General features: G+C 65.3%; 9 protein-coding genes. 6 read left to right on the top strand and 3 right to left on the bottom strand.

The window, feature by feature from the left end:
• Positions 1 to 589 precede the first annotated feature (589 nt).
• The 5 genes from CRO39_RS02585 to CRO39_RS02565 all read left to right on the top strand — a co-directional run bounded on the left by CRO39_RS02585 (position 590) and on the right by CRO39_RS02565 (position 10,707).
• Positions 590 to 1,237 carry a TetR/AcrR family transcriptional regulator gene (locus CRO39_RS02585; RefSeq protein WP_097120292.1) on the top strand — a complete coding sequence of 216 codons (648 nt, stop codon included), beginning with the start codon at positions 590 to 592 and terminating at the stop codon, positions 1,235 to 1,237.
• Positions 1,238 to 1,258: 21 nt separating this feature from the next.
• The gene (locus CRO39_RS02580) at positions 1,259 to 2,497 is read left to right on the top strand and encodes an efflux RND transporter periplasmic adaptor subunit (protein WP_097120291.1); all 1,239 of its coding nucleotides are present in this window, start codon (positions 1,259 to 1,261) and stop codon (positions 2,495 to 2,497) included.
• A 12-nt stretch (positions 2,498 to 2,509) separates the two neighbouring features.
• Positions 2,510 to 5,653 carry a multidrug efflux RND transporter permease subunit gene (locus CRO39_RS02575; protein WP_097120290.1) on the top strand — a complete coding sequence of 1,048 codons (3,144 nt, stop codon included), beginning with the start codon at positions 2,510 to 2,512 and terminating at the stop codon, positions 5,651 to 5,653.
• A gap of 725 nt (positions 5,654 to 6,378) precedes the next feature.
• On the top strand, positions 6,379 to 7,524 hold the full coding sequence (locus CRO39_RS02570) for an efflux RND transporter periplasmic adaptor subunit (protein ID WP_217991830.1): 1,146 nt from the start codon (positions 6,379 to 6,381) through the stop codon (positions 7,522 to 7,524).
• Between the two features lie 12 nt (positions 7,525 to 7,536).
• Positions 7,537 to 10,707, top strand: a complete 3,171-nt coding sequence (locus CRO39_RS02565) for an efflux RND transporter permease subunit (RefSeq protein ID WP_097120288.1) — start codon at positions 7,537 to 7,539, stop codon at positions 10,705 to 10,707.
• Positions 10,708 to 10,863: 156 nt separating this feature from the next.
• On the opposite strand, the gene CRO39_RS02560 is transcribed toward CRO39_RS02565, so the two are convergent.
• Positions 10,864 to 11,247 (bottom strand): winged helix-turn-helix transcriptional regulator, encoded by a 384-nt coding sequence (locus tag CRO39_RS02560; RefSeq protein ID WP_097120287.1) that lies wholly within the window; start codon positions 11,245 to 11,247, stop codon positions 10,864 to 10,866.
• Between the two features lie 128 nt (positions 11,248 to 11,375).
• On the opposite strand from CRO39_RS02560, the gene CRO39_RS02555 reads away from it, so the two are divergent.
• Positions 11,376 to 12,275, top strand: coding sequence for an NmrA family NAD(P)-binding protein (locus CRO39_RS02555; RefSeq protein WP_097120286.1), 900 nt, complete (start codon positions 11,376 to 11,378; stop codon positions 12,273 to 12,275).
• A 97-nt stretch (positions 12,276 to 12,372) separates the two neighbouring features.
• Here the strand turns inward: CRO39_RS02555 and CRO39_RS02550 are convergent, their stop codons facing one another.
• Positions 12,373 to 14,247 carry a DUF885 domain-containing protein gene (locus CRO39_RS02550; protein ID WP_097120285.1) on the bottom strand — a complete coding sequence of 625 codons (1,875 nt, stop codon included), beginning with the start codon at positions 14,245 to 14,247 and terminating at the stop codon, positions 12,373 to 12,375.
• Positions 14,248 to 14,548: 301 nt separating this feature from the next.
• Positions 14,549 to 15,697, bottom strand: coding sequence for an acyl-CoA dehydrogenase family protein (locus tag CRO39_RS02545; protein ID WP_097120284.1), 1,149 nt, complete (start codon positions 15,695 to 15,697; stop codon positions 14,549 to 14,551).
• Positions 15,698 to 15,772: the final 75 nt, after the last annotated feature.

Raw genomic sequence — 15,772 nt, 5'->3', positions numbered from 1 at the left:
CATGCAGGCCGTGGCTCAACAGGTGGTATGCGATTGGATATTGTAGCTCTGCGGGCGATGACACCCTTGTTGCGAGGCGTCATAAGCAATGCTTGCAAAACCGCCGGCGATTGATTACCGGCAAGCGGGCCGGCGCCGGCGCGGCGATAGCGGCGGGCTGTCGGTTACCCGCCTCGCCAGTCGCCGCCTTCCAGCAAGCGTGAGGGTTCGCGCTTCGGATGTCTTTCCCGAATGCCGGAAGCCCACAGCGGGAGGCCTGCGCTTGCGAAGCACGGCTTCGCGCGCCGCCGAACGCCCTCCATCTGCGAGGGCGGGCCGGCGGCGCATCGCGGGTGTAACGGCTTATCGCGCACTGCCCCGGCCACCGGATTGCACAGGGGCGTTCCCCGCAGTTACGGGAAGAACTTTTTAATGGCTTCTTAAAGCCCGCCGGCCAGCATGTCGGGTTCATGGATTCTTTCCCGCCAACAGGGTTGGCGCCGCCTGCCGTCTTTCATCACGAAATTTTCACAACTACTTGTTTGTACAGAGAATCCTCGGCCTTGCAAGACTATTCAAATTCTAAACTGGACGGTATAGTCCAGCCGCCATGCAACCCTCTCCCCTTCCCAGCGCCAGCGAGCGCCGCCAGCGCGTGCACCGTGCGGTGCGCGAATTGCTGGCCGAACAGGGATTCCGCATCAGCATGGACGCAGTTGCCGCCCGCGCGGGTTGCTCCAAACAGACGCTCTACTCGCAGTTCGGCAGCAAACAGGGCCTGATGCAGAGCGTCATGCGCGAACGCCTGGATCTGACCGCCGCCAGCCTCGACCGGCACGGGCAAGACCCGCGCCAGACGCTGATCGACTTCGCCCTGGAGCACCTGGAGCATCTGTGCGAGCCCTCGGTGGTCGCCACCTGCCAGTTGCTGAGCGCCGAAGCGCACGAGTTCCCCGAACAAGCACAGACGCTGTACCGCGATGGCTGCGATACTCTGCAGCAACGCTTGGCCAGCTGGATCGAGAACGCCATGCGGAAGGGCCAGTTGAGGCATGACCAACCGCACTTGGCGGCCGAGCTTCTGCTGAGCATGATCGTCGGGCTCGACTTCGAAAGACAACGCTTCGCCGTGCCGCACCGCGCCAGGCCATCCGCGCGACGGCAATGGGCAGAGTATGCCGTGGATGCCTTCCTCCGCGCTTTCGCAACCGCCGGGGTTCCGCCGGCGGCTACTGCACCGCTTCTCCAAAACAACTAAAACTGACACGGAGCTTCACCCATGACCTCCCCCGTCCGATCGCTCGCCCTGGGCTGCGCCATCCTGTTGGCGCTGGCCGCGTGCAAACCGCAACAGCAACCCGAAATGCCGCCGCCGGAAGTGGGCGTGGTAAAGGTCAACCCGCAGGCCGTCCCGCTGCAGCGCGATCTGGTGGGGCGGCTGTCGCCGTTCCGCAGCTCCGACGTGCGTGCCCGCGTGGCCGGCGTGCTGGTCAAGCGCGTTTACAAGGAAGGCAGCGACGTCAAGGAAGGCCAGGTGCTGTTCCAGATCGACCCGGCCCCGTTGCAGGCATCGCTGAGCGCGGCGCAGGCCAATCTGGCTTCGGCCCAGGCCACCTACGCCAATGCCAAGGTAGCCGCCGACCGTGCCCGCCAACTGGCGCCGCAGAATTATGTGTCCAAGTCGGATGTCGACAACGCCGAAGCGGCCGAACGCAGCGCCGCCGCCGCCGTGCAGCAGGCCCAGGCCAACGTCTCCACCGCCCGTATCAATCTGGGCTATGCCAGCGTCACCGCGCCGATTTCCGGCCGCGCCGGCAAGCAGCAGGTGACCGAAGGTGCGCTGGTCGGCCAGAGCGAGGCCACGTTGCTGACCACGGTGGACCAGATCGACCAGCTGTATGTCAATTTCTCGCTGAGCGTCAGCGAGCTGGAATCGCTGCAGCGGGCGCAGAGCAACGGCGGCGTGGAGCTGTCCGGCACCTCCGAATCCAAGGTGCAGGTGGTGCTGTCCGATGGCACCGTCTACGGCCACGACGGCGTGCTGGACTTCTCCGACATGGTGGTCGATCCGGCCACCGGCGCAGTGACTTTGCGCGCGCTGATTCCCAATCCCGAGCAGCAACTGCTGCCGGGCATGTTCGTGACCCTCAAGGCGACGCTGGGCGAACGCAAGAACGCCTTCGTGGTGCCGCAGGACGCGGTGCTGCGCGATGCCAGCGGCGCGTATGTCTTCGTAGTCGGCGCCGACGGCAAGGTGGCGCGCAAGAACGTGGTTGCCGAAAGCCCGCGCAACGGCCAGTGGATCGTCACCAGCGGCCTGGCGGCCAACGACCAGGTTGTGGTTTCCGGCGTGCAGAAGGTCCGCGACGGCGCGACGGCCAAGGCCACGCCCTGGCAGCCCGGCGCACCGGCCGGCGGTGCACCCGCTGCCGGGCAACAGCCGCCCGCGCAGGCTCAGGCCGAGGCCGAACCGGCGCCGCCTGCGGCGGCCGCATCCGACGACGCTGAGCAGAAGTAAGGGACTCCCCCAATGCCCAAGTTCTTCATCGACAAACCGATCTTCGCCTGGGTGGTGGCGATCCTGATCTCGCTCGGCGGCGTGATCGCGATCTTCAACCTCGGCGTGGAGTCCTACCCCAACATCGCGCCGCCGCAGGTGACGGTAAGCGCCACCTATCCCGGCGCCAGCGCCTCGACCACCGAGCAGGCGGTCACCCAGGTCATTGAGCAGCAGCTCACCGGCATCGACAACCTGCTTTACTTCAGCTCCTCGTCCGATGCCAGCGGCGGCGCCAGCATTACGCTGACATTCCAGACCGGTACCGATCCGGATATCGCCCAGGTGCAGGTGCAGAACAAGGTGGCGCTGGCCGAGCCGCGCCTGCCCACCGAAGTGGTGCAGCAGGGCGTGGTGGTGGCCAAGGCCAATGCCGGCTTCCTGATGGTGGCCGCGCTGCGCTCGGAAAACCCGGCGGTCGGCCGCGACCAGCTCAACGACATCATCGGTTCGCGCGTGCTGGATCAGATCTCGCGCATCCCCGGCGTCGGCAGCACCCAGCAATTCGGCTCCGAGTACGCCATGCGCATCTGGCTGGACCCGAACAAGTTGCAGGGCTTCGGTCTGTCCACCAGCGAAGTGCTGGCGGCCATCCGCGGCCAGAACGTGCAGTTCGCCGCCGGCTCCATCGGTACCGACCCGGCGCCGGAGGGCCAGGGATTCACCGCCACGGTGACCACCGAAGGCCGCTTCAACTCGCCGGAGCAGTTCGAGGAAATCATCCTGCGCGCCAACAGCGATGGCACCACCGTGCGCCTGAAGGACGTTGCGCGTGTGGCCATCGGCGCCACCTCCTACGGTTTCGAAACCCAGTGGAACGGCGCGCCGACCGGTGCGTTCGCAGTGCAGCTGCTGCCCGGCGCAAACGCCTTGAATGTGGCCGGTGCGGTACGCGCCAAGCTGGACGAGCTGCAACCCACCTTCCCGCAGGGCGTCAACTGGTTCTCGCCGTACGACAGCACCACCTTCGTCCGCATCTCGATTGAAGAGGTGGTCAAGACGCTGTTCGAGGCGGTGGCGCTGGTGTTCCTGGTGATGCTGATCTTCCTGCAGAATTTCCGCGCCACCATCATCCCCACCCTGGTCATCCCGGTCGCTCTGCTGGGCACCTTCCTGGGCATGACCGTGATCGGCTTCACCATCAACCAGCTGACCCTGTTCGGCATGGTGCTGGCCATCGGCATCGTGGTCGACGACGCCATCGTGGTGATCGAGAACGTCGAACGCATCATGACCGAGGAAGGCCTGCCGCCAAAGGAGGCCACCCGCAAGGCGATGGATCAGATCACCGGCGCGGTGATCGCCATTACCGTGGTGCTGTCGGCGGTATTCATCCCGTCGGCGCTGCAGGGCGGCTCGGCCGGCGAAATCTACAAGCAGTTCGCGCTGACCATCGCCATGGCGATGGCGTTCTCGGCGTTCCTGGCGCTGGGCTTCACTCCGGCGCTGTGCGCAACGATGCTCAAGCCGACCGAACACCACAAGTCCAACTTCGTGTTCCGCCTGTTCAACAAGTACTACGACAAGATCAGCCATACCTACGTCGGCCATATCGGCAGCGCGGTCAAGCACGCGCCGCGCTGGATGGTGGCGTTCGCCGGCCTGACCCTGCTGTGCGGCTTCCTGTTCACCCGTATGCCCGGCAGCTTCATTCCGGAAGAGGACCAGGGCTACGCACTGGCGATCGTGCAACTGCCGCCGGGCGCGTCGATGGAGCGGACCAACAAGGTCTTCACCCAGATCAGCGGCATCCTGGAAGGCATGGAAGGCTTCGAGGGCATGATGCAGGTCACCGGCTTCAGCTTCGTCGGCCAGGGCGAAAACGTCGGCATGGCCTTCATCAAGCTCAAGGACTGGAGCGAGCGCGACGTCGATGCGGCTACCTTCATCCAGCAGGCCAACGGCGCCCTGTTCGGGATCAAGGAAGCCGGCATCTTCGTGGTCAACCTGCCCACGGTGAACGGCCTGGGCCAGTTCGGCGGTTTCGACATGTACCTGCAGGATCGCACCGGCCAGGGCCAGGAGGCGTTGACGCAGGCGCGCAACATCCTGTTGGGCAAGGCCGCCGAGAAGCAGGACCTGTTGACCGGTGTGCGCCCCAACACGCTGGAAGAAGCTCCGCAGCTGAAGCTCGACGTGGACCGTGTGCAGGCACAGTCGATGGGACTGTCGCTGTCCGACATCTACAACGCCATCGGACTGATGCTGGCTCCGGTCTACGTCAACGACTTCTTCTACGAAGGCCGCATCAAGCGGGTGACGATGCAGGCCGACGCGCCGTTCCGGATGAGTCCGGATTCGCTGGGCAACTTCTATACACCCAGCAGTCTGCAGAGCGGCTCGATGATCCCGCTGACCAATGTGGTGAAGTCCGAATGGGTGACCAACTCGCCCTCGCTGACCCGCTACAACGGCTATGCGTCGGTCAACATCGTCGGTTCGCAGGCGCCGGGGCGTAGTTCGGGCGAAGCGATGCAAGCCATGGAAGATATCGTCGCCAACGATCTGCCCGCGGGCTTCGGCTACGACTGGACCGGCATGTCGTACCAGGAAATCCTGGCCGGCAACACCGCGACGCTGCTGATGGTGCTGTCGATCCTGGTGGTGTTCCTGTGCCTGGCGGCGCTGTACGAAAGCTGGTCGATTCCGGTGTCGGTGCTGCTGGTGGTGCCGCTGGGCGTACTGGGCGCCATCATCTTCGCGCTGCTGCGCGGCCTGCCGAACGACATCTTCTTCAAGATCGGCCTGATCACCATCATCGGTCTGGCGGCCAAGAACGCCATCCTGATCGTCGAATTCGCGGTGGAACAGCGCCGCGAAGGCAAGACCTTGCGCGATGCGGTGGTGGAGGCGGCGCGCCTGCGCTTCCGGCCTATCCTGATGACCTCGTTCGCATTCATCATGGGCGTGCTGCCGATGGCCATTTCCACCGGCGCTGGCGCCAACGCCCGCCATGCCATCGGCACCGGCGTGATTGGCGGCATGCTGTTCGCCACGTTCCTGGGCCTGCTGCTGATCCCGGTGTTCTTCGTCGCGGTACGCCGCATGCTGGGCGACAAGATGGACGAGCCATCGCGGGAATACCTGGAAGAGCACAACAAGCCGCCGGCGCGCTGATTCGCCCGTACAGGCAAACGCAGAGCCCCGGCCATGCCGGGGCTTTTTTTCTCCCAAATGAGCGGAATGGCTATGGAAGCCGGTGACAGGGCAATGTCAGGACACGCCGTAAATGCATCCATGTCGCGTACGGTCCCGCACTGCCCTGGCCACCGACTTCTGGACACCTGATCGGCGCTCGAAGAATGGCCTTCCGAAGTCGCGACCTGCCAACTCGCGAAAGGCGACGGCCGGCGGGCTGGGGGTGCGGAGAGCTGGCCATGGGTGAGCCAAGGCGGTTTGCGCGGCACTGCCACGCGTCTTGGCGAACGCCCGGTCTGCACTGCGCCGGGCCGGTTCGGCCGCGAAGCGGAACGAGCCTGCGGCCCGACTTAAAGACACGAGGTCGTTAGGAGGGCGGAGCACCCCCCAGCCTGACGACCGGCGACCCAGAAACGGGAATGAACTTCTTCTTGCCTGCGGCGCGAGTGCCGCCTTCGCGACGGCGTCCATAGCGTGCTGTACGGGCAGAACCGTCCATTTCCACAACAAAAGTGAACAATGTTGCGACTGCAACATGCCGATGCTGCCTTGCGCGGCGGTCTCAGCCGGTGATAATCCGGCAGCGTACGATGTCGATCCGGATGCCCGCCATTCGTCGTCCTACCGATCCCATTCTTTCGCGAACCCTGCCCATGACACGGAAAGACCCCAGCGCCAGGAAACCGCCCTCCACTACCCGCCGCATGATCGTAATGCTGGTCGCCGTGCTGGTGATCTTCGGCGGCGTATTCGCCGTCAAGGCGATCATGGGCAAGGGCATGAACGACTTCTTCGACAACATGCCGCAGCCGGCCGCCTCGGTGACCGACTGGACCGCCAAGGAAGAGGAATGGAGCGATGCCCAGCAGGCGGTCGGCACATTCGTCGCCATCAACGGCACCGAGGTCACCACCGAGGCCGGCGGCGTGGTGCGCCAGTTGTCGATCGATGCCGGCCAGCCGGTCAAGGCCGGCACGGTACTGGTCCAGCTCAACACCGCCAACGAACTGGCCGTGCTGAAATCGCTGGAAGCATCGGCAAAACTGGCGGTGGTCCAGCGCGACCGCTGGCAGGCGCTGGCGCGCGACAAGCTGGTCTCGCAGGCCGAGGCCGAGGAGCGCGCCACCCAGGCGGCGACATCGTTGGCGCAGGCCGAAGCGCAACGCGCCCTTATCGCGCAAAAGACGATCCGGGCCCCGTTCGACGGTGTGCTGGGCATCCGCAAGGTCAACCTGGGTCAATACCTCAATCCTGGCGACGCGATCGTCAGCCTGCAGGCGCTGGATCCGATCTACCTGGACTTCACCCTGCCGGAACAGCGGGTCGGCCAGATCGCCAACGGCGCCACCATCCGCGCCACGGTCGATGCCCTGCCTGGGCGGACGTTCGATGGCAAGGTGACCGCCGTCGAGCCGCAGGTCGACCCGGCCACCCGCAACTTCAAGGTGCAGGCCACGCTGGCCAACCCCGACTACATCCTGCGCCCCGGCGCCTTCGCGCATGTCGGCTTCGACACCGGCGGCACGCGCAAGGTCGTGGTGGTGCCGCAGACCGCCATCAGCTTCAACCCCTATGGCAACGCGGTCTACGTGATCCAGGAAGTGCCGCGCGGCAAGGGCGAAACCGACATGCAGGGCAAGCCGCTGACCGGCAACAAGCTGGTGGTGAAGCAGCGTTTCGTGAAGACCGGCGCCACCCGCGGCGACCTGATAGCGGTGACGGACGGGCTAAAACCGGGCGAGCGCGTGGCCACCAGCGGCCTGCTGAAGCTGCGCAACGACGCCGAGGTAGCGGTCAACAACAAGGTGCAGCCCACCACCAGTGCCACTCCGGCACCCGAGAACCGTTGACGGACCGCCGGCATGAAATTCACCGACATCTTCATCAACAAGCCGGTGCTGGCGATCGTGGTCAGCCTGTTCATCCTGCTGTTCGGCCTGCGCTCGTTCACCGAATTGAACGTGCGCCAGTACCCGGAACTGCGCAATGCCGTGGTCAACGTCAGCACCACCTATTACGGCGCCGACGCCGACCTGATCCAGGGCTTCATCACCACGCCGCTGGAACGCGAGATCGCCAGCGCCGAAGGCATCGAATATCTCAGCTCCACCAGTTCGGCCGGCGTCAGCTCCATCCAGGCCTATATCCGGCTGGACCAGGACCCCAACGAGGCCCTCACCCAGATTGCCGCCAAGGTCAACAAGATGCGGGGCCAGTTGCCGCCGGAATCGGAAGACCCGGTGATCGATCTGCAGCAAGGCCAGCAGATCGCGGCGATGTACGTGTCCTTCGCCAGCGAAACGCTGGACAACAACCAGATCACCGACTACCTGACCCGGGTGGTCCAGCCCAAGCTGGTGACGGTGGCCGGCGTACAGCGCGCCGACATCCTGGGCGCGGGCACCTTCGCCATGCGCGTGTGGCTCAAACCCGACCGCATGACGGCGCTGCGGGTCACCGCCAGCGACGTGGCCACCGCGCTGTCGTCCAACAACGTCCTGTCGGCAGTGGGTTCCACCAAGGGCGAGATGGTGGCCATCGACATGACCGCGCGCACCGACCTGCGCAACGCGGATGAGTTCCGCCGGCTGATCGTGCGCGAGGAAAACGGCGCCATCGTCCGCCTGGGCGATGTGGCCGACGTGGTGCTGGGCTCGGAAAACTACGGCACATCGGTGCGCATCAATGGCGAAGCCGCCACCTTCATGGGCATCTTCGTCGCCCCGGACGCCAACTCGCTGGATGTGATCAAGGAAGTGCGCGCATTGTGGGACAGCCAGATCGTCCCGCAGTTGCCCGAGGGCATCAAGGCCACCATCCCCTACGACAGCACCGAGTCCATCCAGGACGCCATCAACGAGGTGGTCAGCACGATCGTGGAAGCGGTGATCATCGTTATCGTGGTGATCTTCCTGTTCCTGGGCTCGCTGCGCAGCGTGCTGATTCCGGCGGTGACGGTGCCGCTGTCGTTGGTCGGCGCGCTGTTCCTGATGCTGTTGATGGGCTTCACCATCAACCTGCTGACCCTGCTGGCGATGGTGCTGGCGATCGGCATCGTGGTGGACGATGCCATCATCGTGCTGGAAAACATCCACCGCCATATCGAAGAAGGCATGGCGCCCTATGACGCCGCCGTCAAGGGCGCGCGCGAGCTGGCCTGGCCGGTGGTGGCGATGACCACGACGCTGGTGGCGGTGTACCTGCCGATCGGCTTCCAGGGCGGCCTGACCGGCGTGCTGTTCACCGAGTTCGCCTTCACCCTGGCGGGTTCGGTGCTGCTGTCGGGCGTGATCGCGCTGACGCTCAGCCCGATGATGTGCGCCAAGATCCTCAAGCCGCACACCGAAGGCGGCAAGGGCAGACTTGAGAAGTGGCTCGACTCCCGCTTCGACAGGCTGCACCAGAGCTACCAGCGGCGCCTGCACAGCACGCTGGAGACCAAGTCGGTGATCGGCGTGTTCGGCATCCTGGTGCTGGTGTCGTGCGTGTTCCTGTACGCCACCGCGCCGAAGGAGCCGGCGCCGCTGGAGGATGAAGGTTTCATCTTCTCGATTGCCAACGCCGACCCCTACTCCACCCTGGACTACGTGGAGCGCTACACCGAGGAGGTCACCGCGATCGCCAAGGGCGTGCCGGAAGTGCAGGACTACTTTCTGTTCAACGGTGGCTTCGGCGGCAGCGGCGGCGGCGCCAGCCCAATGGCGATGGCCGGCTTCGTGCTCAAGCCCTGGAGCCAGCGCGATCGCTCGACCAACGCGGTGCTGCAGCAGGAACTGCAGCCGAAGATGAGCGAGGTCAGCGGCCTGAACATCTTTGCGCTGGTGCCCCCCTCGCTGCCCAGCGCCGGTGGCGACGGCGGCGGCGAGTTCGTCATCGGCGGCGTGGGCGAGCTCAGCCAGCTCGACGAACTGGCCGATGCCATCCTGCAGAAGGCCATGGACAGCAAGCGTTTCATCTTCCTGGACAAGGACCTGAAGATCGACAAGCCGCGCATCGAGGTGGAAATCGACCGCGACAAGGCGGCCACGCTGGGCATCGACATGCGTACGCTGGCGGCGGACATGTCGGCGATGCTGTCCGGCGGCTACACCAACCGTTTCGCCATGCAGAACCGTTCCTACCTGGTGATTCCGCAGGTGCAGCGCAGCAGCCGCCTCAACGCGACCGACCTGGAGAACTACTACACCCGCACCCGCGACGGCGAGCTGATTCCGCTGTCCACCCTGGTGACGCTGAAGGAAAGCGCGCAGCCGCAGTCGCTCAAGCGCTTCCAGCAGCTCAACGCGGTGTCGTTCACCTTCGCCCCACGCCCGGGTGTCAGCAAAGGCGAGGCCTTGGCGATCCTGGAGCAGGCGGCGCGGGAAGTGCTGCCGCCGGGTTATTCGGTGGACTACGCCGGCGAATCGCGCCAGTTCAAGCAGGAGGGGGCAGCCATGCTGGTGACCCTGGCGCTGGCGCTGATCGTGATCTTCCTGGTGCTGTCTGCGCAGTTCGAGAGTTTCCGCGATGCGCTGATCATGCTGCTGACCGTGCCCATGGCCATATGCGGCGCGTTGCTGACGCTCAACGTGCTGGCGATAATCAGCGGCATCCTGGGCATGATGCAGATCGAGGCGTTTCCCGGCATGAGCATCAACATCTACACCCAGGTCGGCCTGGTGACGCTGGTGGGCGTGATTTCCAAGCACGGCATCCTGATTGTGGAGTTCGCCAACAAGCTGCAGATCGAACAGGGCCTGTCCAAGCGCGAGGCCATCGAGGAAGCCACAGGCATCCGCCTGCGTCCGGTGCTGATGACCACGGCGGCGCTGGTGTTTGCGATGATCCCGCTGCTGATGGCCAGCGGCCCGGGCGCGGCCTCGCGTTTCTCGATGGGCGTGGTGATCGCCTCGGGCATGACCATCGGCACGCTGTTCACGCTGTTCGTGCTGCCCGCGTTCTACCTGTACCTGGCACGCGACCACGCGCACGAGCGCGCAAGCCGCCAGGAAGCGGCAGGAGCGCTGCCGGGAGAACCCGCCGGCCAGTACTGAAGGCGGCCGTCTCCTGCATGGCGCCGTCGGTCTTGCCGCGCCACCGGACCGCGGCAAGACCTGCCCGCCGCCATGCGGGCAGGCTGCGCGGCACTCGTTCTTCACCGCGCGCACCGGGCGGCTATCGGGGCGCGGCCGGGGCCAAGGCCCCTCTCCCTATTTCGGTGCGTTGGCCGCCGGCGCCACGTATGCCCTGCGCGCGGCCTTGACCGCCTCGTGGTTCTCCGCGGCCCATCGTGCCAGCATCTCCACGCGTTCGAAGAACGATGTCCCGAGCGCTGTCAGCGTGTAGTCCACGCGCGGCGGCACGGTGGGGAATACGTCCCGCTTCACCAGTCCATCCTGCTCCAGGTGGCGCAGCGTCTGCGCCAGCATGCGCGGCGAAATGTCGGCGATGCGCTTGCGCAGTTCGGAGAAGCGCAGTGTGCCGGCGGCCAGTTCGTGCAGCACCAGCACGGTCCAGCGGTCGCCCAGGCGATCGAGCACATCGCGGATGGGACAGGCCTCGGTAAGGATCAGGGATTGGCGGTGCAGGGTCATGGCAGGTTCCGGTAGCAGGCGGTTACCGCGCGGTAACCGGGTTACTCCAGCCGCCCTGCTTGTGCGGGCGACGGCCATTAGTACCATACCGTAACCAACAACCTTTCCGTTACTTAACAAGGAACCGCATGAACGCCAACGCCCCCACCCTGCTGGTCACCGGCGCGTCCGGCCATTTCGGTCGCGCCGCCGTCACCCACCTGCTGGACACGTTGCAGATTCCCGCCGGGCGCATCATCGCCACCAGCCGCAAGCCCGAGGCGCTGGCCGATCTCGCCGCGCGCGGCGTCACCGTGCGGGCCGCCGATTTCGACGACCCGGCGTCGCTGCAAACCGCCTTTGCCGGCGCCGACCGCCTGCTGCTGGTCAGCACCGATGCGCTGCTCGAACCAGGCAAGCGTCTGGCCCAGCACCGGGCCGCCGTGCATGCCGCGGCGCAGGCCGGAGTGAAGCATGTGGCGTATACCTCACTGCCGTCGGCGGACAGTTCGCGCATCTCGTTTGCGCCCGACCATTTCGGCACCGAACAGGCACTGGCGGCGTCGCCGCTGGGCTGGACCGTGCTGCGCAATGCCTGGTATTTCGAGAACCTGGCCTATTCGGTGCCCGGCGCATTGGCCGGCGGCCAATGGTTCTCGGCAGCGGGTGAAGGCCGCATTGCCTACATCGCGCGCGATGACCTGGCCCGCGCAGCGGCCGCGACGCTGGCTTCCGGGGAAACCGCCAACCGCACGCTGACCCTCACCGGCACGCAGGCGTTCAACGCCCGCGAGGTTGCCGCACGCGTTGCCGCCGCGGCCGGAAAGCCGCTGGAAGTGATCGACGTGAACGTGGAGCAGTTGAAGGAAGGCCTGCTCGCGCATGGCTTTCCGCCCGCGCTGGCCGAGGTGTTCGCCTCGTTCGATGTCGCCACCGCCGCCGGCGACCTGGGCCAGATCACCGACGACTATGCCGCCCTGACCGGCCGGACGCCGCAGACCTTCGAGGACTGGCTGGCGCGCAACGGCGCCTCGCTGTTCGCCGCCTGACGCGCGCCGCGTGGCGCACCGGGCGCCATCCTGCCCCCGGTGAACGAAGAACCCCGGCCTTGGCCGGGGTTCTTCGGTGCGGCTATCCGCGTCCGGCTCAGCCCTGTTCCGCCTTCACACGGGCGATCCACTGGTCCACGCGCTTGCCCAGCAAGGTCAACGGCAAAGCGCCGCCGCCCAGCACGGTGTCGTGGAAGCCCTTGATGTCGAACTTCTCGCCCAGTTCGGCCTCGGCTTTCCTGCGCAGTTCCTGGATCCGGATCATGCCGATTTTGTAGGCGGTGGCCTGGCCCGGCATGATCAGGTAGCGCTGCACCTCTGATTTGATGGCCGCCAGCGGCACGGCGCTGTTGGCATCGAAATACTCCACCGCCTGCTGCTCGGTCCAGCCCTTGGCGTGCAGGCCGGTGTCCACCACCAGACGGATGGCGCGCCACATCTCGGAGCTCAAACGGCCGAACTCGGAATACGGATCCTGGTAGGTGTTCGGCATTTCCTTGGCCAGCCATTCCGAGTACAGCCCCCAGCCTTCCGCGTAGGCGGTGAAGCCGGCCTGGGTGCGGAACTTCGGCACGCCGGTCAGTTCCTGCGCGATCGAAATCTGCATGTGATGGCCGGGCAGGCCTTCATGGTAGGCGATGACTTCCAGTTCCGGCTTGGGCATCGCGCTCATGTCCGACAGATGCGCGTAATAGATGCCAGGACGCGAACCGTCCGGCGTACCCGGGAAGTAGTGCTGGGCGGCGCCATCCTGCTCGCGGAACGCCTCCACCCGCTTGACCACCAGATCCGCCTTCGGCAGCAGGCCGAAATAGTTCGGCAGTTCCTTCTTGATGTTGTCGATGGCCTGGGTGGCCTGGTCGATATAGGCCTGGCGGCCGGCATCGGTGTTGGGGAAGTTGAACTGCGGGTCCGAATCGATGAAGGAGAAGAAGGCATCCAGGTCGCCCTCGAAGCCCACCTTGTCCTTCAGCGCGGTCATCTCGCCGCGGATGCGCTCCACTTCCTTCAGGCCCAGCGCGTGGATTTCCTCGGCGCTCATGTCCGTGGTGGTCATCTGCCGCAGCTGGTACTCGTAGTACGCCTTGCCGTTGGGATGAGTGCTGCCCACGCCGGTGGCGTTCACCGCAGCATTGGGCAGATCTTCCTGGCACCAGGCGATGATGCGTTCGTAGGCCGGTTTGAACTGCTCCAGCAGCGCCTTGCGGGCTTCTGCCTTCAGCTCGGCCGCGCGCTCGGCGCTGATCTTTCCATTCTTGACCAGCTCATCGGCCTTGGCCTGGGCATCGGCCCAGATGGCCGAATCCTTGCCGGACGTGAAGGGCGCACCGGTGATGACCTTGCGCGACTGGTCTATCACACCTTCATAGGCGAACTTGGGCGGACGGATGCCCTGCCCGGCCGATTTGCGGCCGCGCTCGAGCAACTGGTCGAACGCGCGCGCGCTGGCCTTCAGGCGCGAGACGTAGGCAGTGTAGTCGGACTCTTCCTCCACCTTGTGGAAGCTGATCATCACGGTCGGGAAGAAACTCTGCGCGCCGTTCATCTGGTCGAACGCATAGCCATCGGCCATGAACGGCACGCCGTCGCGCGCGTTCTCGTACTGCAGTTTCCACAGGTCGTAGGAGAACTTGGCCTCGTCGTTCAGCTTGGCGTAGTCGAAGGCCGATTCCATTTCCTCGACGCTGGCCTTCTGCCAGGCCACCTGGTCCAGTTGCGCCTGCTCGGACAGGTCGTCGATCTGATCGTACAGGTCCTTGCGGCCCTGGAACGTCAGCTGCAGCGGGCTGAACTGCAACTGCTCTTCGTACTTCTTCTCGAACCACTGGTTCAGGCGTTCGGTTTCGGCGGCGATGTCGGCCTGGGACACGGCGACGGCTGGCGTTGCCCCGGTGTCGGAGGTGGGCGTACGGTCGCAGGCGCTCAGGGTCAGGGCCAGCGCAAGGGCACTGACGATCAGGGTTTTACGCATCGGGTTCTCCTGTTGGGACACGGGAGATGGACTCCCGCATCGGGCGACTCTAGCGGAACCGCCATAGGTCCGTCCCATTACTAAAGATGGGGGCGCCCCCATAACCTTTCCGCATACGCAATGACGGACGCGCCGCAGCGCGTCCGAATGGCGAACAGCACCCTGTCCGCCCAGTCGCAGCCCAAGGCTCCTGTCCAGCGACCGGACATGCGGAGAGGCAAGAGCACGCGCCGGGGACCGTGCCCCTACTGAAAGGGCCGGGGCACCCTGCCGTTGCCGGCGGGGTGTCCAGGCATAACCTTCAGCGCAGCCCGGTCTCGTTGCGGGCGATCACCAGGCGCTGGATTTCGCTGGTGCCTTCGTAGATTTCGGTGATCTTGGCGTCGCGGAAGTACCGCTCCAGCGGCATTTCCTTGGAGTAGCCCATGCCGCCGTGGATCTGCACGGCCTGATGGGTGATCCACATCGCTGCCTCGGAAGCGGTGAGCTTGGCGATGGCCGCCTCGTTGCTGAAGCGCTGGCCCTGGCCCTTCACCCACGCCGCGCGCAAGGTCAGCAGCAGCGCCGCGTCCAGCTTGCACTTCATGTCGGCAATCTTGGCCTGGGTCATCTGGAAGGTGCCGATAGGCGCACCGAAGGCCTTGCGTTCCTTGACATAGGCGATGGTGGCCTCATAGGCCGCGCGGGCGATGCCGATGGCCTGCGAAGCGATGCCGATGCGGCCGGCATCCAGCACGCCCATTGCGATCTTGAAGCCCTCCCCTTCGGCGCCCAGCACGTCCTCGGCGGCGACCACATAGTCGGCGAACTCGATCTCGCAGGTGGCCGAGGCACGGATGCCCAGCTTGGGTTCGGTCTTGCCGCGGTGGAAACCCGGCTTGGCGGTATCGACCAGGAACGCGGTAACCCCGCGCGCGCCCTTGTCGGGCTCGCTCATCGCATACAGCACAATGTACTTGGCGACCGGACCGGAGGTGATCCAGCTTTTCTTTCCATTGATGACGAAACTGCCGTCGGCCTGCCTGGCCGCGCGGCAGCGCATCGCGGTGGCGTCGGAGCCGGACTGCGGCTCGGTCAGCGCGAAGGCGCCGATCTCGCTGCCGTCGGCAATGGCGCGGACATACTTCTGCTTCTGTTCCTCGGTGCCGTACTTCAGGATGCCGTTGCAGAACAGCGAGTTGTTGACCGACATGATGGTCGAATGGGCGGCATCGCCGGCGGCGATCTCGATCATCGCCAGCACATAGGCAATCGGGTCCATGCCGGCGCCGCCGTACTCGGCCGGCACCTCGATGCCCATCAGGCCGTTCTCGCCCAGCAGGCGGATGTTGTCCAGCGGGAACTCGCCCACCCGGTCGAAGTGCTCGGCGCTGGGCGCGATCTTCTCCTGCGCGATGCGCCTGGCCACGTCCTGAATCATCAACTGCTCTTCGGTGAATGCGAAATCCACAACTACCCCTCACATACCAATTGAAGCCGCCATTGTAGCCGGCACACCGTGCGCTGGCGTATGCCGCTTGACCCG

This window comes from Pseudoxanthomonas wuyuanensis (assembly GCF_900215535.1).
Classification (GTDB): domain Bacteria; phylum Pseudomonadota; class Gammaproteobacteria; order Xanthomonadales; family Xanthomonadaceae; genus Pseudoxanthomonas_A; species Pseudoxanthomonas_A wuyuanensis.
Note: the sequence above shows the minus strand (reverse complement) of the source record. Positions and strands in the feature narration are given on the sequence as shown.